Source organism: Acidovorax sp. (assembly GCF_027492855.1).
GTDB lineage: Bacteria > Pseudomonadota > Gammaproteobacteria > Burkholderiales > Burkholderiaceae_C > Acidovorax.
This window is the reverse complement of record NZ_JAPUDY010000008.1, coordinates 172,530-197,642: the sequence shown is the minus strand read 5'-3', so window position 1 is coordinate 197,642 and position 25,113 is coordinate 172,530. Positions and strand designations below refer to the sequence as shown.

The window sequence follows — 25,113 nt, the reverse complement described above, 5'->3', positions numbered from 1 at the left end:
TCCGAGATGCTATAGATAGGTGGTGATTTGGTGATCAAGTCCTGGTTGCAATCCAGATGGTGGTCAACGCACCTGCCAATCCACAGAGGGTGACGCCTAAGAAAAAGCGGCGCCAAGACGGAAATATCTGAGATGCACAAATAAAAAGTAGTCCCATATCGATGCTAACGCGTAGAGACCACAATATTGCCGCGCCAACAACGCCGTAGTGGTTTAGGGCCCACCACAAGCCGACACCGTATGGGAGCAGCTCAAGCAAGTGTATTTTTGCAATGATATCGGTGCGCCCAGCACTTTGTAGCATGGTGAATGGCAAGTGTGCCAATCCGTTGACCAGCACGCCGATAGCCAGCCAGCGCCAAATTGGTGTACTGGCCTGAGACATTTCTGCGCCGACCCACCACTCCAGAAAGAGCGGCCCTGTCCAAGCTATTAACACCATGCCTGGAATCCAGCAAATCAGTAGCAGGATTACTGTTCTCCTAGCAGTTGGGTTGTGATCGTTGGTACTGTGGGTGGTTTGGTTGGCCTGCGCTAACAATGGCAATAACACGGCCATGACGGCAATCGGCACCATGGGCAGGCGTGAGAGCACGTCAAAGGGCACGGTGTAGTGCGTAACGGCAGTTACGGTTGCCAAGGCGGCTATGGCGAAGCGGTCGAAGTAGGACATCAGTGGTCCGACCAGATTGCTCAGCGTCATCCAGCCGCCAAACCGCAGCAACTCTGTGATACTTTTGGTGGGCCAGTGCGATGTGGCATGGAAAAATTCAGGCTTTGCCCACAAGGCCATGCTGGCGGCGCTAACTAAGCGCCCGCCCAATATGCTCCCGATCACCCAGGATAAATCAGTGGTGAACATGGACACGAACCAAGGCAAAAGAAAATTGCCTACCCCTGCAGGAATGCGCACGCTGTTGACCGCGCCAAAGCGACTTCGCGCCTCAAGTACGCCCGCGCTGCAGGTAAACCACATGGTGAAGGGCACTGCCAGTGCCAGCAGCGGTATGGCAGCGAGGACTTGCGCATGCAAATCTGCGGACATCTGAACAAAACTGGCTAGCCAAGGCAGTAGTAACCATAGCAGCAGCGCCCAAAAAAGGGAGAAACCACCTAGCAGACGCCTTGCAGCGCAGGCTAAGGTGGCTTGCTCCTCGCGTGAGGTGCCAGCTTTTTCTGCCGATGCCAGATGCTGGGTCAGTGCCCGTCCTATGCCCAAATCGAGAAAGCCAAAGTAACCCACTAGTGCCCAACTCAGCGCAAGGATTCCGAATCGTTCCTGACCCAAACGGTGCAGAAGACCGGGTACCGTCAGCGCGCCCGCTAGCATGGGCAATACCATTCCCGCGACGTTTAGCCCAATATTGAAGGCATGGTTGCGGCTGTGCATCAGACGTTTTGTTGGCAGTAACCTGGCACGAGTTGGTGCAACAGTGTTTTGATGGCTAGTTCATTAGAATTGCGTGCTGCGCTGTGCAGGGAATGCAGTGATTCATTCAATTCAATCCAGGGGCGATATTCCTCTCGCGCCCGCAAGATGCGCGGATGCACCGTGGGCAGAGGGTGATCGCAAATGAGCAATTCTTCGTAGAGTTTTTCTCCGGGGCGCAGGCCGCTGAATTTGATGACGATATCGCCACTTGGGTGTTGTTCATCACGTATGGTCAATCCCGAAAGTGCGACCATCCTCCGGGCCAGATCCAAGATTTTGATCGGCTCACCCATGTCTAGCAAAAAAACATCTCCTCCCTCGGCCATTGCGCCTGCCTGCAGCACGAGTTGGGCTGCTTCAGGGATAGTCATGAAATAGCGTGTGACTTCCGGGTGTGTGACCGTGATGGGACCACCTGCGGCGATTTGACTGCGAAATAGCGGAATGACGCTACCACTGGAGTTCAGTACATTGCCAAAGCGCACCATCGAGAACCGCGTTGGGGACTGCCATTTTCCGGGTGAGGAAGGCGGAGGCTGGGCAAACGGGTCCTGGGTCGCAACCGTGATTGCCTGGAGAATCATTTCAGACATGCGTTTGCTCGCGCCCATCACATTTGTAGGGCGCACGGCCTTGTCCGTGGAAATGAGTACGAAATGTTCTACCTGATATTCAATGGCGGCTCGTACCATGTTGAGCGTGCCAAATACATTATTGAGAATGCCTTCGCCCATGTTGGCTTCTACCATGGGGACATGTTTGTAAGCGGCCGCATGGTAGATGGATGTAGGGCGATAGATGCGGCAAATTTCGGCTATTCGATCAGGGTTGGAGACGCTTGCCAGCAAGGGATGTAGGGTGCAAGGTATTGCTCTTTGTTGCAGAATTACCTGCAGTTCCTGATGGATGTTGTAGAGTGCAAATTCACTGTGGTCCAATAGCAGCAATTGGCTGGGGTTTTCAGTCGCGATTTGTCTGCACAACTCGCTGCCAATGCTACCTCCGGCGCCTGTTACCAGAATCACCCTGCCTGTCAAATTGCGACTTAGTAGGTCGGGATTGGCGGCTACGGGTTCACGACCGAGGAGGTCCTCAGCATCAAGGTCTTGAAAGTCTGTGACGGTGACTTTGCCACTGGCTAAGTCGGTAAGCCCTGGCAGGGTATGGATACGTACAGGCAGTTCTCGCAGATCTTCAATGATTTGACGCCTGCGTTGGCGTGTTGCACTGGGGATTGCCAAAAGTACGTCAGTTATCTCAAGGTGTTTGACGAGGCTCGATAGCGCCTGAGGGGCGTAGACGGGAATGCTGTTGATGCTTCGTCCGATTTTAGCGTCGTCGTCGTCGATAAATCCGAGCAACTGGTATTGGCGCATTCCTCCGAGTCCCGCTGCTGTTTGTGCCCCGGCGCTTCCTGCTCCATAGACAATTAGCCGGTGTGGCGCCGTGCTTGAATACCCTCTGAGCCAACGCCAACCAAGAGCGCGGCTGGCACTAAGCATTAACAAAAAAATCAGCGGTTGAAGAATGCCGACGCTTCTTGGAACGCCTTCCCACTGCGCGCCCAAGAGGATGGACAGAAGGACGATGCCGTATATAACTACTGCTTTGCCCGTGGTGATCAGTGAAGTGATGCCGGTGTAACGAAATATGGCGCGATATAGTCCTTGGATCAACAGAATGGGGAGCGCTAGCGTCGGCGCCAGGATATACAAAAACCATTGTCGGCCCTCGGGCCAATGCAGGATATCCAGCCGCAAACTGAACGCCATCCACATGGCTAGTATTCCCATACATACATCGATGGCAACGACAAATAACCGTTTGACGGGGCGCGGCCAATCTAAAATGTGATTGAGAAAATATGGAACTTGGGGCATGGGACTATAGAGGCGCAATCCCTGCCCGCTCCAACACATCCCCCACCAATTCCAGTCGCACCAGCGGGTTGTCTAGCTCCATCAGTCGTTGTTTGAGCTCCAGCGGTACAGGGAGCAGTTCGCACCAGCGATTGGCCACCCAGCCGCAGTCATCTAGTTGCGCAGCGGTTGGCGTGATGACATTGAGTGTTTCTGGATCGCGCTGCTGCAGCGTGTGCAGCACTTGAGCTAGTGCATTGGATATCTTTTGGAGGTCTTGTGGCACAGGGACGGTCAGGTCCTGATCAACTTGATCCACATTGGCAATCCACAAGCTTTGCGACAACTGGCTGCGCTGGGTGATCCGAAAACGCTGGCTGCCGTGGCACTGCAAGGTGATCAACCCGGGCCGTGGGTAGTCGATATGCTCGATGACGGCCAATGTTCCGATGTCGTGAAAGCGCTCTTCCGGTGCGCCTGCCTGGCGCACTTCATGGCCTTGGGTGAGTGCGACCACACCGAAGGGGGCGCCAGCTTGGTGGCATTTGCGCACCATGTCCAGGTACCGTACCTCGAAGACGCGCAGCGCGAGCGCGCCTCCCGGGAATAGGACGGAGCTCAGGGGGAAAAGCGGCAGGGATGACAGAGTGAGGAGCCGTGTCATGACAGGGAAATACCTTGGGCCGCTATCATCCCATGACACCGTCGGCTTTCGCTGCGCTCTATTGCTTTTGTCTCATCCATGCTTTACCAGATCGCCTCTTTCCTGCTCGATGTTATCGGTGGGCTGCTCACGGGGGCCTGCCTCTTGCGTCTGTATATGCAGTGGCAGCGCATTTCTTTCTCCAATCCGGTGGGGGGGCTGGTCTTTGCGCTCACGGACTGGCTTATTCTGCCGCTGCGCAAGGTGATAGTGCCCGTGGGGCGTTGGGATGTATCGAGCCTGGTGGCTGCTGCGCTGCTGCAATTGGCGCAGTATTTGCTGCTGACCCTGCTCATGGGGGCTGCATCGGCGTGGGCTTGGTTGCCCTGGTTGGCTTTGTTCGGGCTGGCGCGGGTGGCCGTGTCGGGGCTGATCGGCCTTTTGATTGTCTATGCCGTGATGTCGTGGGTGCAGGCGCGGTCGCCGCTCGCGGATGTCATTGCCCGGCTGTGCGAGCCAGTGCTGCGGCCATTTCGTCGCATCATTCCGCTGGTGGGGGGGATTGATCTGTCACCCCTGGCCGTGCTGGTGCTACTCCAAGTGGTGATGATAGTGCTGGGGCATCTGCAGGCCGGCGTGATGCGGTAGCCCGAAAACCACTGTTGGTTGCCGCATTCAGGACGATCATATCGCCGCTTGTGGAGTAGCGGCGGGCGCATCTTTGAGCGCCCAACAAATCGGGAAATGGCTTGAATGCGGGCCGACTTGGTACGGATGAGGACTAAGCGCGACACTTTGAGAGAGGCGACGGCCTACTTCGCAAAGGCATCGAACTGAAGTTCGCCTTCATCCAGGGGCATTGCTGGGTATGAACGATTTTGGCGCAGCGCCGGATGCTGCTGCAGATGTGTGGCGTGCTACTTCACCCATTGCCAGCTTCGCTAGATTTTCTTAATTTTGGGTTCATGGTGAGCTGGCTAGCCAGACTCTGTTTGGGTGGGGCAGCATCGTCCACGTTGTCGCCGACGTGGTATGGATGTTTCTGGTGGTCGTGATGCGATCGGTTTGGGTTGCGGCGCCGCGAATTTGGTGAGTTGCCAGGCCAAGGATGAAATCTTGGTCTGGCTGTTCTGATGCAACAGCGCCCGGCTGCATTCGAATTTGAGCTAATTCAACACGGTGCAGCTTGAGAAAAATTGGCTTGCGGCTCAGCCCAGCAAGCCAATTTGTGGCTTGGCCAGGAAGGGGGCTGGGTCAGATTGTGTCAATTCAGCGTCATGTATACCCCGAGCACGCCCCCGCATTCGGCCGCCCTTTGCATTCCCTATATAAACGCCGATCGCGTTCGGCGGCGCTTTCTTCTGACGGGCTGCGGTGATGCTTTACCTTGGCGGAGCCCTTTTTCTTGGGCGATGCGTTGGTTGTCGTCTTGACGGTGTCTTTTTGGGGCGCGCTCCGCGCTTCTTCGGAAATAGCCATCAGGCCCAATGCAATGCATACGCAAGGGATGGCCGCGAACCATCGGCGAAGTGAGGCGGTCTTGTTGTTAGTTGCAGGCATGGGTTCTTCGGGGTTTGTGTATATAGCTTTGGGCTTGGCTGCATGGCATCTCGTACGATGTACCGCGTTGCTCCCTCATCTGTCAACTCACATCCTGTCATGCGCCAAGCCCTCCTTAACCTCGAAGAATCCCGCATCCGTGAAATCGCCAATGCGGGCATGGGGCGCAGCGACGTGCTGGCGTTCTGGTTTGGCGAGAGCGACGAGGGTACGCCCGATGTGGTTCGTCAAGCGGCAGCTGATTCGTTGCTGCGGGGCGAAACGTTTTATACGCACAACCTCGGGCTACCGGAGTTGCGTGAGGGGCTGGCCGCCTATGTCAGCCAGCTTCATCGGCCTGTGGGTGCTGATCGCATTGCTGTGACTTCGGGTGGCGTTAATGCGTTGATGCTGGCCGTGCAGGCGCTGGTCGATCCGGGTGATGAGGTGGTGGCGGTGACGCCCGTGTGGCCGAATCTGACGGCGCAACCGCGGATCATGGGGGCAAATTTGCGCTGTGTGTCGCTGCGCCCCCAGGTGGGCGGCGCCTGGGGGCTGGATCTGCAGGAGCTGTTGGCGGCCATTACACCCCGCACGCGGCTGCTGGTGGTGAATGCGCCCAACAACCCGACGGGCTGGACCCTTTCGGTCGATGAACAGCGCGCCATTTTGGCCCGCTGCCGTGAAACGGGCACCTGGATTCTGGCGGACGAGGTGTACGAGCGCCTGTATTACGAGGCGACCCCTAATGGCTGTGCGCCCAGTTTTCTGGATCTGGCGGAGCCTGAGGACCGCCTGGTTGTGGTGTACAGCTTTTCCAAGAGCTTTCTGATGACGGGTTGGCGCCTGGGTTGGCTGGTCATGCCGCCGTCCATGACTCTGCATATGGGCAAGCTGATCGAGTTCAACACCTCGTGCGCCAGCGTTTTCACCCAGCGTGCTGGCGTGGCAGCGTTGGCACATGCGGATGACATCACACCGCGGGTGGTAGCGCATTTGAAGCATTGCCGAGACACCTTGGTCCCCCTGTTGCGGGCGGTGCCGGGCGTGGAAGTGGCTGCCGCACAAGGGGGCATGTACGCCTTTTTCCGCATTGCGGGGCAGGGGGACTCTCTGGAGGTGGCCAAACGGTTGGTGGCAGAGGCGGGGCTGGGTCTGGCACCCGGCAATGCGTTCGGCCCACAGGCCCAGGGTTGGCTGCGCTGGTGCTTTGCCTCCAAAGACCCTGAGCGGTTGGTGCAGGGGGTAGGGCGGCTAAAAACCTGGCTCGGGGTATAATTCGAGGGTTTTGCATGGTGCAAGACGCACGCCAGTGGCCGTTCCAGCTGCTGGCGCAAGTAAAAACCATGGTCCTCCGCTGCTCGTGGTGGGCCACATTCAAGGAAAAACATGATCGCATCCTCCATCAAGGCCGAAGTCGTCAAGGCAAACGCCCGTGCTGCCAATGACACTGGTAGCCCAGAAGTGCAAGTGGCCCTGCTGACCGCCCGCATCAACGAACTGACCCCCCACTTCAAGACGCACGCCAAGGACCACCACGGTCGCCGTGGCCTGCTGCGCATGGTGAGCCGTCGTCGCAAGCTGCTGGACTATCTGAAGGCCAAGGACGCTGACCGTTACACCGCGCTGATCGCCAAGTTGGGTCTGCGCAAGTAATTTTCATTGCATGCGAAAACGCCTGGGTTAGTCCGCTAGCTCAGGCGTTTTTTACTTCGGAGTCGCAAAACAGAGCGAAGCTGTGTCATTCCAATGGAGTTGCCGCCACCGGCTGGTAGGCAGCTTCACTGGAATGGCATCGTGTTCTGAATTGCCCTCCAGACCAATCTGGTAGTGCGCTACCAGCTATTAAAACAGGAGCTGAACATGAGCATTTTCAACAAAGTCACCAAGTCTTTCCAATGGGGTGACAAGACCGTCATCATGGAAACGGGCGAAATCGCCCGCCAGGCCTCCGGCGCTGTGCTGGTGAACATCGATGACACCGTGGTGCTGGCCACCGTGGTGGCATCCAAGGGCGCCAAGCCCGGTCAGGACTTCTTTCCCCTGACGGTGGATTACATCGAGAAGACCTACGCCGCAGGCAAGATCCCTGGCAGCTTCTTCAAGCGCGAAGCCAAGCCCAGCGAACACGAAACGCTGACCAGCCGTCTGATCGACCGCCCAATCCGCCCGCTGTTCCCTGAAGGCTTCTTCAACGAAGTGCATGTGGTGATCCACACGGTGTCGCTGAACCCCGAAGTGGACGCTGACATCGCCGCTTTGATCGCCACCAGCGCTGCCCTGGCCATCTCGGGCATTCCGTTCAACGGCCCCATCGGCGCCGCGCGCGTGGGCTACATCAATGGCGAATACGTCCTCAACCCCGGCCAGACCGCCCGCAAGAACTCGCAGATGGATTTGGTGGTGGCGGGCACTGAAGCCGCTGTGTTGATGGTCGAATCCGAAGCCCAGCAACTGTCCGAAGAAATCATGCTCGGCGCCGTGGTGTTCGGCCATGAGCAAGGCAATGTGGCCATCAACGCCATCCACGAGTTGGTGCGCGATGCGGGCAAGCCCGTGTGGCAGTGGGAAGCTCCTGCCAAGGATGAAGCCCTGATCGCCAAGGTGGTGGCGCTGGCCGACGACAAGCTGCGCGCTGCCTATCAGATCCGCAACAAGCAGGCCCGCACGCAGGCTTGCCGCGAAGCCTATGCGGCTGTGATGGCTGCACTGAAGGCCGATGGCGTCGAATTTGATGCGGTCAAGGTTGAAGGCATGCTGTTCGACATCGAAGCCGGCATCGTGCGCAGCCAGATTCTGGCGGGCGAGCCCCGCATCGACGGCCGCGACACGCGCACCGTGCGTCCCATCGAAATCCGTGGCAGCGTGCTGCCCCGTGCCCACGGCTCATCGCTGTTCACGCGTGGCGAAACCCAGGCGCTGGTGGTGACCACGCTGGGCACCGAGCGCGATGCGCAGCGCATCGACGCGCTGGCGGGTGAGTACGAAGACCGCTTCATGATGCACTACAACATGCCTCCCTTTGCCACGGGCGAAGTGGGCCGCATGGGCTCGACCAAGCGCCGTGAAATCGGCCACGGCCGCCTGGCCAAGCGTGCTCTGATTGCTGTCCTGCCGACCAAGGAAGAATTCCCCTACACGATGCGTGTGGTGTCGGAAATCACCGAATCCAACGGCTCCTCGTCGATGGCATCGGTGTGCGGCGGTTGCCTGTCGATGATGGACGCTGGCGTGCCCATGAAGGCGCATGTGGCTGGTATCGCCATGGGCCTGATCAAGGATGCAAACCGCTTTGCCGTGTTGACCGATATCTTGGGCGACGAAGATCACCTGGGCGACATGGACTTCAAGGTGGCTGGTACCACGGGTGGCATCACGGCGCTGCAGATGGACATCAAGATCCAGGGCATCACCAAGGAAATCATGCAGGTTGCGCTGGCGCAGGCCAAGGAAGCGCGCATGCACATCCTCGGCAAAATGCAGGAAGCCATGGGCGAAGCCAAGACCGAAGTGTCCAACTTCGCGCCCAAGCTCTACACGATGAAGATCAACCCCGAGAAGATCCGTGACGTGATCGGCAAGGGTGGCTCCGTGATCCGCGCGCTGACCGAAGAGACCGGCTGCCAGATCAACATCGAGGAAGACGGCACTATCACCATCGCCGCCACCGATGCAGCCAAGGCCGACGAGGCCAAGCGCCGCATCGAGCAGATCACGGCCGAAGTCGAGATCGGCAAGATCTACGAAGGCCCTGTGACCAAGATCCTGGACTTCGGCGCGCTGATCAATCTGCTGCCCGGCAAGGACGGCCTGTTGCACATCAGCCAGATCGCCCACGAGCGTGTCGAGAAGGTGTCTGACTACCTGACCGAAGGCCAGATCGTCAAGGTCAAAGTCATGGAAACCGATGAAAAGGGCCGTATCAAGCTGTCGATGAAGGTGCTGGCCGAGCGCCCCGCTGGTGGCAGTGACCGTCCGGCCCCGGCCGAGCGCGGTGACCGCGAGCCACGTCGTGACCATGGTCGCGATGGTGGCCGTGACGGCAACCGTCAGCCCGCTGAACAGCAGCAACAGCAATCCCTGCTGTCGGACGGTGCGTCTGAGCAGGTGGTTGGTTAATCGATTTGAATGCTATTGATTTTGTAGCTGCTAGCGCTTGTCAATAAAGCGCTAGCAGCCAAAATCACTTGAATTCTACTTTCTATGGATCGCAATATGCGTGCAGTTGAGATCACGTCTTTTGGCGGACCAGAGGTGTTGTGCCTGGGTGAGCGTCCTGCGCCGCAAGCGGGTGCGGGCGAGTTGTTGATTCGTGTCCGCGCCAGTGGCATCAACCGCCCTGATGTGCTGCAGCGGCTGGGGCACTATGCCCCTCCCGCGGGCACATCGGATCTGCCGGGGCTGGAGGTGGCTGGCGTGGTGGAGTCGGGTGACGCTTTGGCCATGGCCGAAGCAGGCATCCGGGTCGGTGACCGCGTTTGCGCTTTGGTGGCCGGTGGTGGCTATGCCGAATGGTGCGTTGCCCCGGTCGCGCAGTGCCTGCCGGTGCCCGAGGGCATGAGTGATGTCGAAGCCGCATCGCTGCCCGAGACCTTCTTCACAGTGTGGAGCAATGTCTTTGACCGTGGCCGCCTGCAGGCGGGTGAAGCCCTGCTGGTGCAGGGCGGCACCAGCGGCATTGGTGTCACGGCCATTCAGTTGGCCCGTGCCTTCGGGGCGGTGGTCATCGCCACGGCGGGCAGCGACGACAAGTGCGCCGCCTGCCTGACGCTGGGTGCGCACCATGCCATTAACTACAAGTCGCAAGACTTTGTGGCCGAGGCCAAGCGCATCACGCAAGGGCGGGGTGTGGACGTGGTGCTCGACATGGTCGCTGGCGACTATGTGGCGCGCGAAGTGGAGTGCCTGGCGGAAGATGGTCGCATCGTGATCATCGCAGTGCAGGGCGGTGCCAAGAGCGATTTCAATGCGGGGCTGGTGTTGCGGCGTCGGCTCACCATCACGGGCTCTACGCTGCGCCCGCGTCCTGTCGCGTTCAAGGGAGCGATTGCGCGTGCTCTGCGTGAGCATGTGTGGCCTCTGTTGGCGGCGGGCAAGGTGCGCCCGGTCATCCACAGCACGTTTGCAGCAGCGGATGCATCGCAAGCCCATGCCTTGATGGAGTCGAACCAGCATATCGGCAAGATTGTTTTGACGTGGTAACCATGAACAGCAACAAAAAACTCATCGCAGGCAACTGGAAGATGAATGGCGGTCTGACCGCCAACGAGGCCTTGTTGAAAGCCCTCATTGCGGGTTTGGGCGACGTGGCGTGCGACGTTGCCGTGGCCGTGCCCACGCCCTATCTGGCGCAGGTGCAGGTGCTGGCGGCAGGCACAGCGGTCGCTGTGGCGGCGCAGGATGTGTCCCGGCACGAGTCGGGCGCTTACACCGGCGAGGTTTCCGTGGGCATGCTCAAGGACTTCGGTGTGCGTTATGCGCTGGTTGGGCATTCGGAGCGTCGCCAATACCACGGCGAAACGGATGTGGCCGTGGCCGAGAAGGCGCAGCGCGCATTGGCTGCGGGCGTCACGCCCATCGTTTGTGTGGGTGAAACGCTGCAAGAGCGCGAGGCGGGGCAGACCGAGGCCGTGGTCAAGCGCCAACTGGCGGCTGTGATTCACCTCAACGGTCATTGCATCAGCGAAATCGTGGTGGCGTACGAGCCCGTCTGGGCTATCGGCACGGGGCGAACGGCATCGCCAGAGCAGGCGCAGGCGGTGCATGCGGTGCTGCGTGCGCAGCTCTCGGCGGCCAGCGAGCATGCAGACCGCATCCGCTTGTTGTATGGCGGCAGCATGAACGCGGCCAATGCCGCGCAGTTGCTGGCGCAACCAGATATCGATGGTGGATTGGTGGGTGGTGCCTCGCTGAAGGCGCCCGACTTTTTGCAAATCATTGCGGCAGCCCGTTGAGGCTGCGGCGAGCTATTCAATCAGGAGTGAACAGAGAATGAGCATGATCGTGAACGTGATTTTGGCGGTGCAGATGTTGGCGGCCCTGGTGATGATCGGCCTGATCCTCATCCAGCATGGCAAGGGGGCTGACATGGGTGCGGCCTTTGGTAGCGGCAGCTCTGGCAGCCTGTTTGGCGCCAGCGGCAGCGCCAACTTCCTCTCGCGCACCACGGGGGTGTTGGCGGCGGTGTTTTTCGTCTCCACGCTGGCCTTGGCCTATTTCGGCAATGCCCGTCCTGCCAGCTCTGGCAGCGTGCTGGAGACGCCTGCTGCGGTGGTGCCGTCGAGCGCGCCTGCCACAACTGCCTCGGATGCCGCCGTGGCTCCAGCGACGCCTGCTTCGGGCGCAGCGCAGATTCCGACCAAATAATCTGCACTAATTTGGACCTTGAAGGCTGAGGCAGGGTTTTTCCGGAGTAGAATTCCGGATTGTCTGGAAAGCCAAAGCCGCAAGGTTCCTCATGCCATCCAGATACAAAAAACAGCCGTCGTGGTGAAATTGGTAGACACGCTATCTTGAGGGGGTAGTGGCGAAAGCTGTGCGAGTTCGAGTCTCGCCGACGGCACCAAAACAAAGGCCTCCCCCGCATGACCCGCCCTGGGTCCTGTCGGGCAAGGCCACAGCGGTGAGCACATCCTCAAGATGAACCTCGATCAGTACCTCCCCGTCCTTTTGTTCATCCTGGTCGGCATTGCCGTCGGTGTTGTCCCTCTTGTGCTCGGTTACATACTGGGCCCAAATCGCCCGGATGCCGCGAAGAACTCCCCTTACGAGTGCGGCTTTGAAGCCTTCGAGGATGCGCGCATGAAGTTCGATGTGCGCTACTACCTCGTGGCCATTCTCTTCATTCTGTTCGACCTCGAAATCGCATTCCTGTTCCCCTGGGCGGTAACGCTGCACGAGGTGGGCATGGCGGGCTTCGTGGCAGTCGTGATTTTCCTGACCATTCTGGTTGTGGGCTTTGTCTACGAGTGGAAAAAAGGCGCCCTGGACTGGGAATGAGCGGGCTTCAATAAGGACTGATGCAATGATTGAAGGCGTGATGAAGGAAGGCTTCATCACCACGAGTTACGACTCTGTGGTGAACTGGGCCAAGACCGGTTCCCTGTGGCCGATGACGTTTGGTCTGGCCTGCTGTGCTGTCGAGATGATGCACGCGGCGGCCGCGCGTTACGACATTGGCCGTTTTGGCGCGGAAGTGTTCCGTGCCAGCCCGCGCCAATCGGACTTGATGATTGTTGCCGGCACGCTGTGCAACAAGATGGCGCCCGCTTTGCGCAAGGTGTACGACCAGATGTCCGAACCCCGCTGGGTGCTGTCGATGGGGTCCTGCGCCAATGGCGGTGGCTATTACCACTACAGCTATTCCGTGGTGCGCGGCTGCGATCGCATCGTGCCTGTGGATGTGTATGTGCCGGGCTGCCCGCCCACGGCGGAAGCGCTGATCTACGGGATCATCCAGTTGCAGCAGAAGATTCGCCGCACCAACACCATTGCTCGTGTCTGAAGGGTTGATGATGACTGCTGTTGCCATTCGGCCTGAGAAACTCAAAGACAACATCGCGGCGGCACTGGGTGCGAAAGTGCGTCAGATCACAGTGGCTCTGGATGAGGTGACAGTAGTTGTCTCTGCGGCTGACTACCTGGAATCCATGCGCCTGCTGCGCGATGCCGAGGGTTGCCGCTTCGAGCAACTGATCGATCTGTGCGGTGTGGATTACTCCGCATATGCAGATGCCGTGAACGAGGGGGCCCGCTATTGCGTGGTGTCGCACCTGCTGTCCGTCAGTCTGAATCAGCGCGTGCGTGTGAAGGTGTTCTGCACCGACGACGACTTCCCGGTGGTGGATTCGGTTTCCGACCTGTGGAACTCGGCCAACTGGTATGAGCGCGAGGCGTTCGACCTGTTTGGCATCGTGTTCGATGGCCACAACGACCTGCGCCGCATCCTGACCGACTACGGTTTCATCGGCCACCCCTTCCGCAAGGACTTCCCGCTGTCCGGCCATGTCGAGATGCGTTACGACGCAGAACGCCGCCGGGTGGTCTATGAGCCTGTGTCGATCGAGCCGCGCGAGATCACGCCGCGCATCATCCGCGAAGACAAGTACGGAGGCCTGCACTAAGGCGCCCCGCGCCCCACGTGATCTACCATGGCTGAAATCAAGAACTATTCCCTGAACTTTGGGCCGCAGCACCCTGCCGCGCACGGTGTGTTGCGCCTGGTGTTGGAGCTCGACGGTGAAGTCGTCCAGCGCGCCGACCCGCACATTGGTCTCTTGCACCGCGCCACAGAAAAGCTGGCCGAGCACAAGACCTACATCCAGTCGCTGCCCTACATGGATCGTCTGGACTACGTGTCCATGATGTGCAACGAGCACGCTTACTGCCTGGCCATCGAAAAACTGCTGGGCCTGGAAGTGCCTGAGCGCGCGCAGTACATCCGCGTGATGTTCTCCGAGATCACACGCCTGCTGAACCACCTGATGTGGCTGGGTTCGCACGGCAACGACTGCGGCAGCTCCACCATTCTGATCTACACCTTCCGTGAGCGCGAAGACCTGTTTGACATGTACGAAGCCGTCTCCGGCGCGCGCATGCACGCAGCGTACTTCCGTCCGGGCGGCGTGTACCGCGATCTGCCCGACAGCATGCCGCAGTACAAGGTCAGCAAGATCAAGAACGCCAAGGCACTCGAGGCAATGAACAAGAACCGCCAGGGTTCGTTGCTCGACTTCATTGACGACTTCACCAAGCGCTTCCCAGGCTGTGTGGACGAGTACGAAACCTTGCTCACCGACAACCGCATCTGGAAGCAGCGCACTGTGGGCATCGGCGTGGTGCCGCCCGAGCGCGCTCTGAACCTGGGCATGACCGGGCCCATGATCCGTGGCTCCGGCATTGCGTGGGACTTGCGCAAGACCCAGCCATACGATGTGTATGACCGTATGGATTTTGATGTGCCGGTGGGCAAGACGGGCGACTGCTACGACCGCTACCTGGTGCGTGTGCAGGAAATGCGCGAATCCAACCGCATCATCAAGCAATGTGTGGACTGGCTGCGCGCCAATCCAGGTCCGGTGATTACCGACAACCACAAGGTGGCTGCTCCCGATCGCGAATCCATGAAATCCAACATGGAAGAGCTGATTCACCATTTCAAGCTGTTCACCGAAGGTTTCCATGTGCCCGAAGGTGAGGCCTATGCGGCCGTCGAGCACCCCAAGGGCGAGTTCGGCATCTACCTGGTGAGCGACGGTGCCAACAAGCCCTACCGCCTGAAGATTCGTGCGCCTGGTTTCGCGCACCTGGCCACGCTCGATGAAATGGCCCGTGGTCACATGATCGCCGACGCCGTGGCCATCATCGGCACCATGGATATCGTGTTCGGGGAGATTGACCGATGAGTAGTACCGAATCGAAGAACCAGACCGCTGTCATCACCGAGGCCACGCTGGCTCGGTTTGCGCGCGAAGTAGCCAAATATCCACCCGAACAGGCGCAGTCCGCCGTGATGGCCTGTTTGTCTATCGTGCAGCAAGAGCTGGGCTGGGTCAGTGTCGAGAGCGAGGCCGTGATCGCAGACTATCTGGGTATGCCCCAGATCGCGGTGCACGAAGTCACCACGTTCTACAACATGTACAACCAGCAACCGACTGGCAAGTACAAGCTCAATGTCTGTACCAACCTACCTTGCCAGTTGCGCGATGGCCAGAAAGCGCTGCACCATCTCGAAAAGAAGCTGGGTGTGAGCATGGGCGAGACCACGCAGGACGGCCTGTTCACTCTGCAGCAGTGCGAGTGTCTGGGGGCCTGTGCCGATGCACCCGTGATGTTGGTCAACGACCGCACCATGTGCAGTTTCATGGACAACGACAAGCTCGACCAGTTGGTGGACGGGCTTCGCGCTGCGGAAGGACAAGCATGACCAGCGCTGCACAGATCCTCTCGCAGTTCCAAGCCACGGGCGTTCAGACCTGCTTCCACGACCGCCATATCAACCCGCAGATCGTTGCAGGCCTGGACGGCACGAACTGGAGCATCAAAGACTATGAAGCGCGTGGCGGCTACGCCGCGCTGCGCAAGATCCTGGCGCAGGGTGAAGGCGAAGGCCTCACCCAGGACCAGGTGATCGCCACCGTCAAGGAATCGGGCCTGCGCGGTCGCGGCGGTGCGGGCTTCCCCACCGGCCTCAAGTGGAGCTTCATGCCCCGCTCGTTTCCTGGTCAGAAATACCTGGTGTGCAACTCCGACGAGGGCGAGCCGGGCACCTGCAAGGACCGCGACATCCTGCAGTTCAACCCGCACATCGTCATCGAAGGCATGATCATCGCGGCCTATGCGATGGGCATCTCCGTGGGCTACAACTACATCCACGGTGAGATCTTCCAGACCTACGATCGCTTTGAAGCCGCACTGGAAGAAGCGCGCGCTGCGGGCTACCTGGGCGACAAAATCCTGGGCAGCAACTTCAGTTTCCAGCTGCACGCGGCGCACGGCTTCGGCGCATACATTTGCGGCGAAGAGACTGCGCTGCTCGAATCGCTGGAGGGTAAGAAGGGCCAGCCGCGCTTCAAGCCGCCATTTCCGGCAAGTTTTGGCCTTTACGGCAAGCCCACCACCATCAACAACACCGAGACCTTTGCCGCGGTGCCATGGATCATTCGCAATGGTGGCGCTGCCTACCTCGAATGCGGCAAGCCCAACAACGGTGGTACCAAGATTTTCTCGGTCTCCGGCGACGTGGAAAAGCCCGGCAACTACGAGATCCCGCTCGGTACGCCGTTTTCCAAGCTGCTCGAATTGGCCGGTGGCGTGCGCAAGGGCCGCCAGCTTAAGGCAGTGATCCCTGGCGGCTCGTCTGCCCCGGTGCTGCCAGCGTCCATCATCATGGAATGCACGATGGACTACGATTCCATCGCCAAGGCGGGCTCCATGCTGGGTTCTGGCGCTGTCATCGTGATGGATGACTCCCGCAGCATGGTCGAGAGCCTGCTGCGCCTGTCGTACTTCTATTCGCACGAATCCTGTGGCCAATGCACGCCGTGTCGCGAAGGCACGGGCTGGATGTGGCGCGTCATTGATCGGATCCAGCATGGCCAGGGGCGCGATGGCGACCTGAACTTGCTCAACTCGGTGGCAGACAACATTCAGGGGCGCACCATTTGTGCGCTGGGTGACGCAGCGGCCATGCCGGTGCGCGCCATGATCAAGCACTTCCGTCCCGAATTCGAAGCGCTGATCCGCCAAGAGAAGACCCCTCAGGCGTCCACCCCTGCCTGATCGCGAGAAACGCATATGGTTGAAATCGAACTCGACGGGCAGAAGGTAGAAGTCGCTGAAGGCTGCATGGTGATGCATGCAGCCGAAAAGGCCGGCACCTACATTCCCCATTTCTGCTACCACAAGAAGCTTTCCATCGCCGCCAACTGCCGCATGTGCCTGGTGGACGTGGAAAAGGCCCCCAAACCTATGCCTGCCTGCGCCACCCCTGTGACGCAGGGCATGATCGTGCGCACCAAGAGCGACAAGGCCATCAAGGCCCAGCAGTCGGTCATGGAATTCCTGCTGATCAACCACCCGCTGGACTGCCCCATCTGCGACCAGGGTGGTGAGTGCCAGTTGCAGGATTTGGCTGTGGGCTATGGCGGCTCTTCTTCGCGCTACGAAGAAGAAAAGCGCGTGGTGCCTGTCAAGGACGTGGGTCCGCTGATTTCCATGCAGGAAATGAGCCGCTGCATCCACTGCACCCGCTGCGTGCGCTTTGGCCAGGAAGTGGCCGGTGTGATGGAGCTCGGGATGATCCATCGTGGCGAGCACTCCGAGATCACCACGGTCACGGGCGATACGGTGGATTCCGAGCTGTCGGGCAACATGATCGACATCTGCCCCGTCGGTGCCCTGACCAGCAAGCCTTTCCGCTACAGCGCCCGCACTTGGGAGTTGTCGCGCCGCCGCTCGGTGAGCCCGCACGACTCGACCGGCTCCAACCTGATTGTCCAGGTCAAGAACCACAAGGTGATGCGCGTGGTTCCCTTGGAAAACGAAGCCGTCAACGAATGCTGGATCGCCGACCGCGACCGCTTCTCTTATGAAGCGCTCAATGGCGAAGACCGACTGACGCAGCCCATGCTCAAGCAGGGCGGTGTGTGGAAGGAAGTCGATTGGCAGACTGCGCTGGAGTACGTGGCCAACGGTCTGAAGAACATCAAGAACGACCACGGTGCCAACAGCATCGGAGCCCTGGTCAGCCCGCACAGCACGCTTGAAGAGCTGTACCTGGCGGCTGCGCTGGTGCGCGGTATCGGTAGCGACAACATTGACTACCGCCTGCGTAACGCTGAATTTGTGGCCCCTGAAGGTATCCGTTGGTTGGGTACGTCGATCGCTTCGCTGTCCACGCTGCAACGTGTGCTGGTGGTGGGTTCCAACTTGCGCAAGGACCATCCGTTGTTCGCCCAGCGCATTCGCCAGGCTGCACGCCATGGCTGCCAGGTCAATGCAGTGGATTCCAATGTCCATGACTGGGCGCTGCCGGTCCAGCAATGGGTGACGCAGCCTGTCGGACAGTGGGTTCATGCACTGGGTGGTATCGCTTCCGCTGTGGCCCAGGAAAAAGGCATTGCCGCACCCGAGGGCGCAGCTCCAGCGGACGAGGCCGCACAGGCCATTGCACGTTCGCTGCTGGGTGGTGAGCGCAAGGCCGTGTTGCTGGGCAATGCCGCGGCGCACCATGCGCATGCCACACAATTGCTGGCGCTTGCCAACTGGATCGCCGAGAACACCGGCGCGACCGTTGGTTATCTGACGGAAGCTGCCAACACCGTGGGCGCACAGTTTGTGGGCGCCCACCCTGTCAACGGTGGCCTGAATGCAGGTCAAATGCTCTCCGGTGGTTTGAAGGCGGCCTTGTTGCTCAACACCGAGCCGGTTGACGATTCGGCGGCTGGTGCCAAAGCCGCAGCGGCCCTGGCTGGTGCAGAGATGGTGGTCACTTTGAGCCCCTTCAAGGCCAACATGGAGTTCAGTGACGTCTTGTTGCCAATTGCCCCATTCACCGAAACATCGGGCAGTTTCATCAACGCCGAAGGCCGTCTGCAGAGCTTCCATGCCGTGGTGCGCCCCCTGGGTGATACCCGCCCCGCGTGGAAGGTTCTGCGCGTGCTGGCCAACCTGTTGGGTGTGTCTGGTTTCGATTTCGATGCCTCGCAGGATGTGCTGGCTCGTGCCACGAATGCGCCAGCAGGCACCGTCACGCAATTGCCTGCCGAACAGTTGTCCAACGCTGTGAAGGCGGCGGCGCCTGCTGCGGTGGTGGTGGTCGGCGAGCCCGTGGTCGCATCCATTTATCAACTCGACGGCCTGGTGCGCCGTTCCACGTCGCTGCAGCTCACAGCCGACGCGCGCATGGCACGTGAAGGAGAGGCCGCATGATCGACGCGATCTATAACGCGGGCCTGAACCTGCTTTCCTTTGGCTGGTGGACCGCCATCGTCTGGCCGGTGCTCTGGATTTTGATCAAGATCGTCTGCATTCTGGCTCCCCTGATGGGTGCAGTGGCCTACCTCACGTTGTGGGAGCGCAAGCTGCTGGGCTTCATGCAAGTGCGCCACGGCCCCAATCGTGTAGGACCGCTGGGTCTGCTGCAGCCCATTGCCGATGCGCTGAAGCTGCTGACCAAGGAAATCATCCAGCCCACCGCTGCGAGCAAGGGGCTGTTTGTTCTCGGCCCTGTGATGGCCATCATGCCCGCACTGGCCGCCTGGGTGGCGATTCCCTTTGGTCCCGATGTAGCCCTTGCCAATGTCAACGCCGGTTTGTTGCTGGTGATGGCCATTACCTCGATTGAGGTGTACGGTGTGATCATCGCGGGCTGGGCATCGAACTCCAAGTACGCCTTCCTGGGCGCTCTGCGTGCATCCGCCCAGATGGTGAGCTACGAAATCGCCATGGGCTTCTGTTTCCTCGTCGTGATCATGGTGTCGGGTAGCATGAACCTGACCGAGATCGTGATGGGGCAGGGCCGTGGCATGGCTGCCGACAAGGGGCTGACCTTCCTGTCGTGGAACTGGCTGCCGCTGTTGCCCATCTTCCTGGTGTACCTGATCTCCGGCGTGGCCGAAACCAACCGCCACCCGTTCGACGTGGTGGAAGGCGAGGCCGAAATCGTGGCTGGCCACATGGTCGAGTATTCGGGCATGGGTTTCGCGATCTTCTTTCTGGCCGAATACGCCAGCATGTGGCTCGTGTCCATTCTGGCCGCGCTCATGTTCCTGGGCGGCTGGCTCTCGCCCATCGACAGCGCCGTGTTCAACTGGATTCCGGGCTGGATCTGGCTGGGCCTCAAGACCTTCCTCGTGGTGTCCATGTTCATCTGGATCCGGGCGACTTTCCCCCGGTTCCGTTATGACCAGATCATGCGCCTGGGCTGGAAGATCTTCATCCCGGTCACGCTGGTGTATTTGCTGTTTGTCGGCGGGTGGTTGCTCTCGCCTTGGAATATCTGGAAATAAGCGGGGACACCACAAATGACTGCTGCTGTTGCTGCCGCACCTTTTTCGTTCAAGGATTTCTTCAAGAGCTTCATGCTCGTGGAGCTGCTCAAGGGCATGGCCCTCACGGGCCGCTATGCCTTTCGCCGCAAGGTGACCGTGCAGTTTCCTGAAGAAAAGACACCCCTGTCGCCGCGTTTTCGTGGTCTGCATGCCCTGCGCCGTTATGACAATGGCGAAGAGCGTTGTATTGCCTGCAAACTGTGCGAGGCGGTGTGCCCCGCCATGGCCATCACGATTGAATCGGATGTGCGCGCTGACGGCTCCCGCCGCACCACGCGCTACGACATCGACCTGACCAAATGCATCTTCTGCGGATTCTGCGAAGAGAGCTGCCCGGTGGACTCCATCGTCGAGACGCACATCTTCGAATACCACGGTGAAAAGCGTGGCGACCTGTATTTCACGAAGGACATGCTGTTGGCCGTTGGCGACCGGTATGAAGGCGAAATTGCGGCGGCCAAGGCTGCGGATGCCAAATACCGCTGAGCGGTGGTAACCCCTGCCTCTTTGCCAGACTTTCTATAAAGACCCGATTCATGGACGCCAAGACTGGTTTCTTCTATCTCTTCTCGGTGGTGCTGCTGTTTGCGGCCTTCCGGGTGATCACTGCGCGCAACCCTGTGCATGCGGTGCTCTATCTCATCCTCGCGTTCTCGCAGGCGGCGGCCGTGTGGTTGCTGCTCAAGGCCGAGTTCCTGGCCATTGCCCTGGTGCTGGTGTATCTGGGCGCGGTGATGGTGCTTTTCCTGTTCGTGGTGATGATGCTGGACATCCATATCGACACCGTGCGCAAGGGCTTCTGGAAGCACTTTCCCCTGGCTGCAACCGTGGGTGCACTGATCGCCCTCGAAATGGCCGCTGTGCTGATGAGCGGCTTCCGAGGCATGGACGAGCCCAAGGCGGTCGCCGTGGTGGTGGATGCGGCAGGGCAGGTGGTCCAGTATTCGAACACCAAGGCGCTGGGCAAGCTGCTTTACACCCAGTACCTGTATCCCGTGGAAATCGCTGCGGTGATTCTGCTGGTTGCGATGATTGCCGCCATTGCGTTGACGCTGCGCCAGCGCAAGGACAGCAAGGCCATCAATCCTTCGCAGCAGGTCCGCGTGCGCGCCAGCGATCGCCTGGAGGTGGTGAAGGTGGCTGTAACCCAGAAGGCTGCGCCTGAGGTGCCCGCAGAACCTGTTGCCGAGGAGAAAAAAGCATGACGCTGACTTTGGGCCATTTTCTCTCCCTGGGTGCGATGCTGTTCGCGCTGGCAGTGATCGGGATCTTTCTCAATCGCAAGAACCTGATCGTGCTGCTGATGGCGATCGAGTTGATGCTGCTGGCCGTGAACATGAATTTCGTGGCGTTTTCCCACTACCTGGGTGACATGCACGGCCAGGTGTTCGTGTTCTTCATCCTGACGGTGGCGGCTGCCGAGTCCGCCATCGGTCTGGCCATCCTGGTGCTGCTGTTCCGCAACAAGTCCAGCATCAACGCGGAAGACCTCAACACCCTCAAGGGCTGATGAGTCACCAGTATTCCCAAGGTTCTCAAGAATGAGTCAAACCCTCTCTGCTTCAACGCTCCTGGCCGTGCCGCTGGCTCCGCTGGCGGGCGCCTTGCTGGCCGGTATCTTTGGTACGACCTTTGGTGGTAACTGGATTGGCCGCCGCCTGAGCCACACCCTCACGATCCTTGGGGTGCTGGTGGCCTTCATCCTGTCGGCCATGACGCTCAAGAGCGTGGCCCTGGATGGCGCCCGCTTCAATGAGACGCTCTACACCTGGATGGTGGTGGGCGGCCTGAAAATGGAAGTGGGCTTCATGGTGGACAGCCTCACCGCCATGATGATGGTGGTGGTGACCTTCGTGTCGCTGATGGTGCACATCTACACCATCGGCTACATGGAAGAGGACGACGGCTACAACCGCTTCTTCTCCTACATCTCGCTGTTCACGTTCTCCATGCTCATGCTGGTGATGAGCAACAACCTGCTGCAGCTGTTCTTCGGCTGGGAAGCCGTGGGCCTGGTGTCTTATCTGCTGATCGGTTTCTGGTTCAACAAGCCCACGGCCATCTTTGCCAACATGAAGGCCTTCCTGGTCAACCGTGTGGGTGACTTCGGTTTCATTCTGGGCATTGGCCTGATTGCCGCCTACACCGGCACGCTGAACTACAGCGAAATTTTCGCCAAGTCGGGTGAGTTGGGCGGCCTGCCATTCCCCGGCACCGACTGGATGTTGATCACCGTTATCTGCATCTGCCTGTTCATCGGCGCCATGGGCAAATCCGCCCAGTTCCCGCTGCACGTCTGGCTGCCTGATTCGATGGAAGGCCCGACCCCCATCTCGGCGCTGATCCACGCAGCCACCATGGTGACTGCCGGTATCTTCATGGTGTCGCGCATGTCGCCGCTGTTCGAGCTGTCGGACACCGCGCTCAACTTCATCCTGGTGATCGGTGCCATCACGGCGCTGTTCATGGGTTTCCTGGGCATCATCCAGAACGACATCAAGCGCGTGGTGGCTTATTCCACGCTGTCGCAGCTGGGCTACATGACCGTGGCGCTGGGTGCTTCGGCCTACTCGGTCGCGGTGTTCCACCTGATGACTCACGCTTTCTTCAAGGCGCTGTTGTTCCTCGGTGCCGGCTCCGTCATCATGGGCATGCACCACAACCAGGACATCCGGTGGATGGGCGGCGTGCGCAAGTACATGCCTATCACGTGGATCACTTCGCTACTCGGTTCGCTCGCACTGATCGGCACGCCCCTGTTCTCGGGTTTCTACTCCAAGGACAGCATCATCGAGGCCGTGCACTTCAGCCACTTGCCTGCAGCTGGTTTTGCGCACTTTGCCGTGTTGGCTGGCGTGTTCATCACGGCGTTCTATTCGTTCCGCATGTACTTCCTGGTTTTCCACGGCAAGGAGCGCTACGACCAGAATCCAGACGCACACCACGATGATCACCATGGTCACGGCCACGATGACCACCACGAACCGCATGAATCGCCGTGGGTGGTGACGGTGCCTCTGGTGCTGTTGGCGATCCCTTCGGTGGTGGTGGGTTTCATGTTCATCCAGCCCATGTTGTTTGGCGATTTCTTCAAGGACGTGATCTTTGTCGATGCCGCAAAGCACCCTGCGATGGCGAAGCTGGCCGAAATATTCCACGGCCCGGTGGCCATGGCGCTGCACGGTCTTCAGACCGCACCGTTTTGGCTGGCGGTGGCTGGCGTGGCCCTGTCGTACTACATGTACATGGTGAATCCGGCGCTGCCTGCGGCTATCAAGCGCGCCTGCATGCCGATCTATACGCTGCTCGAGAACAAGTACTACCTTGACTGGATCAACGAGAACATCCTGGCCCGTGGTGCCCGGGCGCTGGGCGTTGGTCTCTGGAAGGGCGGCGATCAGGCCATCATCGATGGTGCTCTGGTCAATGGCTCCTGGAAGCTGGTACGCGGAGTTTCCGGCGTCGTCCGTTGGCTGCAGTCTGGTTTTATCTTCCACTACGCGTTGGTGATGATCCTGGGTGTCTTCGTGCTGATGACCTGGTTTGTCTGGGGCGACGCTTTCATGCAGCTCATCAAATAAGGAAAACAACAAATGGGTCTGTTGAGTCTTGCAATCTGGACACCGATTGCCTTCGGTGTGCTGCTGCTTGCCATTGGGCGGGATGAGCATGCACGTGCCGTGCGTTGGCTGGCTTTGCTGGGTGCGCTGATCGGTTTTCTGGTCACGCTGCCTTTGTACGATGGCTTCAAGCTGGGCACTGCCGCCATGCAGTTTGTCGAGAAAGCAGCCTGGATCGAACGCTTCAACGTGCACTACCACCTGGGCGTGGACGGCATTTCGTTCTGGTTCGTGCCGCTCACGGCCTTCATCACTGTGATCGTGGTGATCGCTTCGTGGGAGTCCATTACCGAACGCGTGAATCAGTACATGGGTGCGTTCCTGATTCTTTCGGGTCTGATGATCGGCGTGTTCAGCGCGCTCGACGGCATTCTGTTCTACGTGTTCTTCGAGGCCACGCTGATCCCGATGTACCTGATCATCGGTATCTGGGGCGGCCCCAACAAGATCTACGCGGCGTTCAAGTTCTTCCTGTACACGCTGCTTGGCTCGCTTCTCATGCTGATCGCGCTGATCTACCTGTACAACCAGTCGGGCGGTAGTTTCGACATCGCCACCTGGCACCAACTGCCGCTGAGCGGCCGCGCCCAGACGATGTTGTTCTTCGCCTTCTTCGCGGCTTTTGCGGTGAAGGTGCCGATGTGGCCTGTGCACACTTGGCTGCCCGATGTGCACGTGGAAGCGCCTACCGGTGGCTCGGCCGTGCTGGCCGCCATCATGCTCAAGCTCGGTGCCTACGGTTTCTTGCGCTTCTCCATGCCCATTGCCCCTGATGCGGCACGCGAATGGGCCTGGCTGATGATCGCGCTGTCGCTGATCGCAGTGATCTATGTCGGCTTGGTGGCCATGGTGCAAAAGGACATGAAGAAGCTGGTGGCTTATTCGTCCGTGGCGCACATGGGCTTCGTGACCCTGGGCTTCTTCATCTTCAATGACCTCGGCGTCTCTGGCGGTCTGGTGCAGATGATTGCCCACGGCTTTGTGTCGGGCGCGATGTTCCTGTCCATCGGCGTGCTTTATGACCGCGTGCATTCCCGTGAGATCGCGGCCTACGGTGGCGTGGTCAACACCATGCCCAACTTCACGGCCTTTGCGCTGCTGTTCGCCATGGCCAACTGCGGCCTGCCGGGCACTGCCGGTTTTGTGGGCGAGTGGATGGTGATTCTGGGCGCAACCAAGGCCAACTTCTGGATCGGCCTGGCCTCTGCCACGGCACTGATCTTCGGCGCCGCCTATACCCTGTGGATGTTCAAGCGCGTGTACCTGGGCCCCGTAGCCAATGACCACGTCAAGGAACTCACCGACATCAACAGCCGCGAATTCCTCGTGATGTCGCTGCTGGCGATTGCCGTGCTGGCCATGGGCCTGTATCCACGCCCCTTCACGGACGTGATGGACACTTCGGTCGCGGAACTGCTCAAGCATGTCGCCATATCGAAGTTGAACTGACCAGACTGAACTGAGAGAT

At 59.5% G+C, this 25,113-nt stretch carries 24 protein-coding genes and 1 tRNA gene; 21 read left to right on the top strand and 4 right to left on the bottom strand.

The annotated features are described in order from the left end of the window. Positions 1-34: 34 nt before the first annotated feature. The 3 genes from Q0105_RS01800 to Q0105_RS01790 are packed head-to-tail and all read right to left on the bottom strand — an operon-like array spanning position 35 to position 3,955. The gene (locus tag Q0105_RS01800; protein WP_298208114.1) at positions 35-1,390 is read right to left on the bottom strand and encodes an oligosaccharide flippase family protein; all 1,356 of its coding nucleotides are present in this window, start codon (positions 1,388-1,390) and stop codon (positions 35-37) included. Then, positions 1,390-3,312, bottom strand: a complete 1,923-nt coding sequence (locus tag Q0105_RS01795; RefSeq protein WP_298208112.1) for a nucleoside-diphosphate sugar epimerase/dehydratase — start codon at positions 3,310-3,312, stop codon at positions 1,390-1,392. Before Q0105_RS01795 ends, Q0105_RS01800 begins: the two co-directional genes overlap by 1 nt. A 4-nt stretch (positions 3,313-3,316) precedes the next feature. Next, complete coding sequence (locus Q0105_RS01790; protein WP_298208110.1) at positions 3,317-3,955, bottom strand: LON peptidase substrate-binding domain-containing protein; 639 nt, start codon at positions 3,953-3,955, stop codon at positions 3,317-3,319. A gap of 78 nt (positions 3,956-4,033) precedes the next feature. Between Q0105_RS01790 and Q0105_RS01785 the strand changes: the two genes are divergently transcribed. After that, positions 4,034-4,582 carry a YggT family protein gene (locus Q0105_RS01785; protein WP_298208108.1) on the top strand — a complete coding sequence of 183 codons (549 nt, stop codon included), beginning with the start codon at positions 4,034-4,036 and terminating at the stop codon, positions 4,580-4,582. 627 nt (positions 4,583-5,209) lie between these two features. Here Q0105_RS01785 and Q0105_RS01780 read toward each other — a convergent pair. After that, entirely contained in the window at positions 5,210-5,494 is a 285-nt protein-coding gene (locus Q0105_RS01780; RefSeq protein ID WP_298208106.1) for a hypothetical protein, read from the bottom strand. Positions 5,495-5,551: 57 nt separating this feature from the next. Between Q0105_RS01780 and Q0105_RS01775 the strand changes: the two genes are divergently transcribed. The 20 genes from Q0105_RS01775 to Q0105_RS01680 all read left to right on the top strand — a co-directional run bounded on the left by Q0105_RS01775 (position 5,552) and on the right by Q0105_RS01680 (position 25,094). Beyond that, complete coding sequence (locus Q0105_RS01775) at positions 5,552-6,751, top strand: pyridoxal phosphate-dependent aminotransferase (RefSeq protein ID WP_298208404.1); 1,200 nt, start codon at positions 5,552-5,554, stop codon at positions 6,749-6,751. Positions 6,752-6,862: 111 nt separating this feature from the next. Beyond that, the gene (gene rpsO / locus Q0105_RS01770; RefSeq protein WP_005793232.1) at positions 6,863-7,129 is read left to right on the top strand and encodes a 30S ribosomal protein S15; all 267 of its coding nucleotides are present in this window, start codon (positions 6,863-6,865) and stop codon (positions 7,127-7,129) included. A gap of 207 nt (positions 7,130-7,336) precedes the next feature. Further along, positions 7,337-9,592, top strand: coding sequence for a polyribonucleotide nucleotidyltransferase (pnp, locus tag Q0105_RS01765; RefSeq protein WP_298208103.1), 2,256 nt, complete (start codon positions 7,337-7,339; stop codon positions 9,590-9,592). Positions 9,593-9,688: 96 nt separating this feature from the next. Then, positions 9,689-10,675, top strand: coding sequence for an NAD(P)H-quinone oxidoreductase (locus Q0105_RS01760; protein ID WP_298208101.1), 987 nt, complete (start codon positions 9,689-9,691; stop codon positions 10,673-10,675). Between the two features lie 2 nt (positions 10,676-10,677). Beyond that, positions 10,678-11,427: a triose-phosphate isomerase gene (tpiA, locus tag Q0105_RS01755; RefSeq protein ID WP_298208099.1), complete on the top strand. Its 750-nt coding sequence runs from the start codon at positions 10,678-10,680 to the stop codon at positions 11,425-11,427. Positions 11,428-11,464: 37 nt separating this feature from the next. After that, positions 11,465-11,839, top strand: coding sequence for a preprotein translocase subunit SecG (secG, locus tag Q0105_RS01750; RefSeq protein ID WP_298208097.1), 375 nt, complete (start codon positions 11,465-11,467; stop codon positions 11,837-11,839). A gap of 114 nt (positions 11,840-11,953) precedes the next feature. Continuing rightward, positions 11,954-12,038 (top strand) — tRNA-Leu (locus Q0105_RS01745). A gap of 74 nt (positions 12,039-12,112) precedes the next feature. Then, positions 12,113-12,472 carry an NADH-quinone oxidoreductase subunit A gene (locus Q0105_RS01740; protein WP_298208095.1) on the top strand — a complete coding sequence of 120 codons (360 nt, stop codon included), beginning with the start codon at positions 12,113-12,115 and terminating at the stop codon, positions 12,470-12,472. A gap of 25 nt (positions 12,473-12,497) precedes the next feature. Next, positions 12,498-12,977 (top strand): NADH-quinone oxidoreductase subunit B, encoded by a 480-nt coding sequence (locus Q0105_RS01735; RefSeq protein ID WP_007849129.1) that lies wholly within the window; start codon positions 12,498-12,500, stop codon positions 12,975-12,977. A gap of 10 nt (positions 12,978-12,987) precedes the next feature. Next, the gene (locus tag Q0105_RS01730; protein ID WP_298208092.1) at positions 12,988-13,596 is read left to right on the top strand and encodes an NADH-quinone oxidoreductase subunit C; all 609 of its coding nucleotides are present in this window, start codon (positions 12,988-12,990) and stop codon (positions 13,594-13,596) included. 27 nt (positions 13,597-13,623) lie between these two features. Further along, positions 13,624-14,877: an NADH-quinone oxidoreductase subunit D gene (locus Q0105_RS01725; RefSeq protein ID WP_298208090.1), complete on the top strand. Its 1,254-nt coding sequence runs from the start codon at positions 13,624-13,626 to the stop codon at positions 14,875-14,877. Beyond that, a complete protein-coding gene (gene nuoE / locus Q0105_RS01720; RefSeq protein WP_298208088.1) occupies positions 14,874-15,398 on the top strand; it encodes an NADH-quinone oxidoreductase subunit NuoE in 525 nt (174 codons plus the stop codon). The genes Q0105_RS01725 and nuoE overlap by 4 nt, the downstream gene beginning before the upstream one ends. Further along, complete coding sequence (nuoF, locus tag Q0105_RS01715) at positions 15,395-16,753, top strand: NADH-quinone oxidoreductase subunit NuoF (RefSeq protein WP_298208086.1); 1,359 nt, start codon at positions 15,395-15,397, stop codon at positions 16,751-16,753. Before nuoE ends, nuoF begins: the two co-directional genes overlap by 4 nt. 15 nt (positions 16,754-16,768) lie before the next feature. Continuing rightward, on the top strand, positions 16,769-18,904 hold the full coding sequence (gene nuoG, locus Q0105_RS01710) for an NADH-quinone oxidoreductase subunit NuoG (RefSeq protein WP_298208084.1): 2,136 nt from the start codon (positions 16,769-16,771) through the stop codon (positions 18,902-18,904). Continuing rightward, positions 18,901-19,983: an NADH-quinone oxidoreductase subunit NuoH gene (nuoH, locus tag Q0105_RS01705; RefSeq protein WP_298208082.1), complete on the top strand. Its 1,083-nt coding sequence runs from the start codon at positions 18,901-18,903 to the stop codon at positions 19,981-19,983. The genes nuoG and nuoH overlap by 4 nt, the downstream gene beginning before the upstream one ends. A 15-nt stretch (positions 19,984-19,998) precedes the next feature. Beyond that, entirely contained in the window at positions 19,999-20,511 is a 513-nt protein-coding gene (gene nuoI / locus Q0105_RS01700; protein ID WP_298208080.1) for an NADH-quinone oxidoreductase subunit NuoI, read from the top strand. A gap of 50 nt (positions 20,512-20,561) precedes the next feature. Then, positions 20,562-21,230 (top strand): NADH-quinone oxidoreductase subunit J, encoded by a 669-nt coding sequence (locus Q0105_RS01695; RefSeq protein WP_298208078.1) that lies wholly within the window; start codon positions 20,562-20,564, stop codon positions 21,228-21,230. Then, entirely contained in the window at positions 21,227-21,535 is a 309-nt protein-coding gene (nuoK, locus tag Q0105_RS01690) for an NADH-quinone oxidoreductase subunit NuoK (protein ID WP_005793248.1), read from the top strand. The genes Q0105_RS01695 and nuoK overlap by 4 nt, the downstream gene beginning before the upstream one ends. Positions 21,536-21,566: 31 nt before the next feature. Continuing rightward, positions 21,567-23,606, top strand: coding sequence for an NADH-quinone oxidoreductase subunit L (nuoL, locus tag Q0105_RS01685; RefSeq protein ID WP_298208076.1), 2,040 nt, complete (start codon positions 21,567-21,569; stop codon positions 23,604-23,606). Between the two features lie 12 nt (positions 23,607-23,618). After that, on the top strand, positions 23,619-25,094 hold the full coding sequence (locus Q0105_RS01680) for an NADH-quinone oxidoreductase subunit M (RefSeq protein ID WP_298208074.1): 1,476 nt from the start codon (positions 23,619-23,621) through the stop codon (positions 25,092-25,094). The last annotated feature ends 19 nt before the right edge of the window (positions 25,095-25,113 follow it).

What these genes read in the sequence shown, in the direction of transcription:
- nuoK (WP_005793248.1), top strand. Translation starts at nt 21,227, where the DNA reads ATGACGCTGACTTTGGGCCATTTTCTCTCCCTGGGTGCGATGCTGTTC.
- Q0105_RS01775 (WP_298208404.1), top strand. Translation starts at nt 5,552, where the DNA reads ATGTACCGCGTTGCTCCCTCATCTGTCAACTCACATCCTGTCATGCGC.
- Q0105_RS01740 (WP_298208095.1), top strand. Translation starts at nt 12,113, where the DNA reads ATGAACCTCGATCAGTACCTCCCCGTCCTTTTGTTCATCCTGGTCGGC.
- Q0105_RS01680 (WP_298208074.1), top strand. Translation starts at nt 23,619, where the DNA reads ATGGGTCTGTTGAGTCTTGCAATCTGGACACCGATTGCCTTCGGTGTG.
- Q0105_RS01760 (WP_298208101.1), top strand. Translation starts at nt 9,689, where the DNA reads ATGCGTGCAGTTGAGATCACGTCTTTTGGCGGACCAGAGGTGTTGTGC.
- nuoE (WP_298208088.1), top strand. Translation starts at nt 14,874, where the DNA reads ATGAGTAGTACCGAATCGAAGAACCAGACCGCTGTCATCACCGAGGCC.
- Q0105_RS01790 (WP_298208110.1), bottom strand. Translation starts at nt 3,955, where the DNA reads ATGACACGGCTCCTCACTCTGTCATCCCTGCCGCTTTTCCCCCTGAGC.
- tpiA (WP_298208099.1), top strand. Translation starts at nt 10,678, where the DNA reads ATGAACAGCAACAAAAAACTCATCGCAGGCAACTGGAAGATGAATGGC.
- nuoL (WP_298208076.1), top strand. Translation starts at nt 21,567, where the DNA reads ATGAGTCAAACCCTCTCTGCTTCAACGCTCCTGGCCGTGCCGCTGGCT.
- rpsO (WP_005793232.1), top strand. Translation starts at nt 6,863, where the DNA reads ATGATCGCATCCTCCATCAAGGCCGAAGTCGTCAAGGCAAACGCCCGT.
- Q0105_RS01730 (WP_298208092.1), top strand. Translation starts at nt 12,988, where the DNA reads ATGACTGCTGTTGCCATTCGGCCTGAGAAACTCAAAGACAACATCGCG.
- Q0105_RS01780 (WP_298208106.1), bottom strand. Translation starts at nt 5,494, where the DNA reads ATGCCTGCAACTAACAACAAGACCGCCTCACTTCGCCGATGGTTCGCG.
- Q0105_RS01795 (WP_298208112.1), bottom strand. Translation starts at nt 3,312, where the DNA reads ATGCCCCAAGTTCCATATTTTCTCAATCACATTTTAGATTGGCCGCGC.
- pnp (WP_298208103.1), top strand. Translation starts at nt 7,337, where the DNA reads ATGAGCATTTTCAACAAAGTCACCAAGTCTTTCCAATGGGGTGACAAG.
- secG (WP_298208097.1), top strand. Translation starts at nt 11,465, where the DNA reads ATGAGCATGATCGTGAACGTGATTTTGGCGGTGCAGATGTTGGCGGCC.
- Q0105_RS01725 (WP_298208090.1), top strand. Translation starts at nt 13,624, where the DNA reads ATGGCTGAAATCAAGAACTATTCCCTGAACTTTGGGCCGCAGCACCCT.
- Q0105_RS01695 (WP_298208078.1), top strand. Translation starts at nt 20,562, where the DNA reads ATGGACGCCAAGACTGGTTTCTTCTATCTCTTCTCGGTGGTGCTGCTG.
- nuoI (WP_298208080.1), top strand. Translation starts at nt 19,999, where the DNA reads ATGACTGCTGCTGTTGCTGCCGCACCTTTTTCGTTCAAGGATTTCTTC.
- nuoG (WP_298208084.1), top strand. Translation starts at nt 16,769, where the DNA reads ATGGTTGAAATCGAACTCGACGGGCAGAAGGTAGAAGTCGCTGAAGGC.
- nuoF (WP_298208086.1), top strand. Translation starts at nt 15,395, where the DNA reads ATGACCAGCGCTGCACAGATCCTCTCGCAGTTCCAAGCCACGGGCGTT.
- Q0105_RS01800 (WP_298208114.1), bottom strand. Translation starts at nt 1,390, where the DNA reads ATGCACAGCCGCAACCATGCCTTCAATATTGGGCTAAACGTCGCGGGA.
- Q0105_RS01785 (WP_298208108.1), top strand. Translation starts at nt 4,034, where the DNA reads ATGCTTTACCAGATCGCCTCTTTCCTGCTCGATGTTATCGGTGGGCTG.
- nuoH (WP_298208082.1), top strand. Translation starts at nt 18,901, where the DNA reads ATGATCGACGCGATCTATAACGCGGGCCTGAACCTGCTTTCCTTTGGC.
- Q0105_RS01735 (WP_007849129.1), top strand. Translation starts at nt 12,498, where the DNA reads ATGATTGAAGGCGTGATGAAGGAAGGCTTCATCACCACGAGTTACGAC.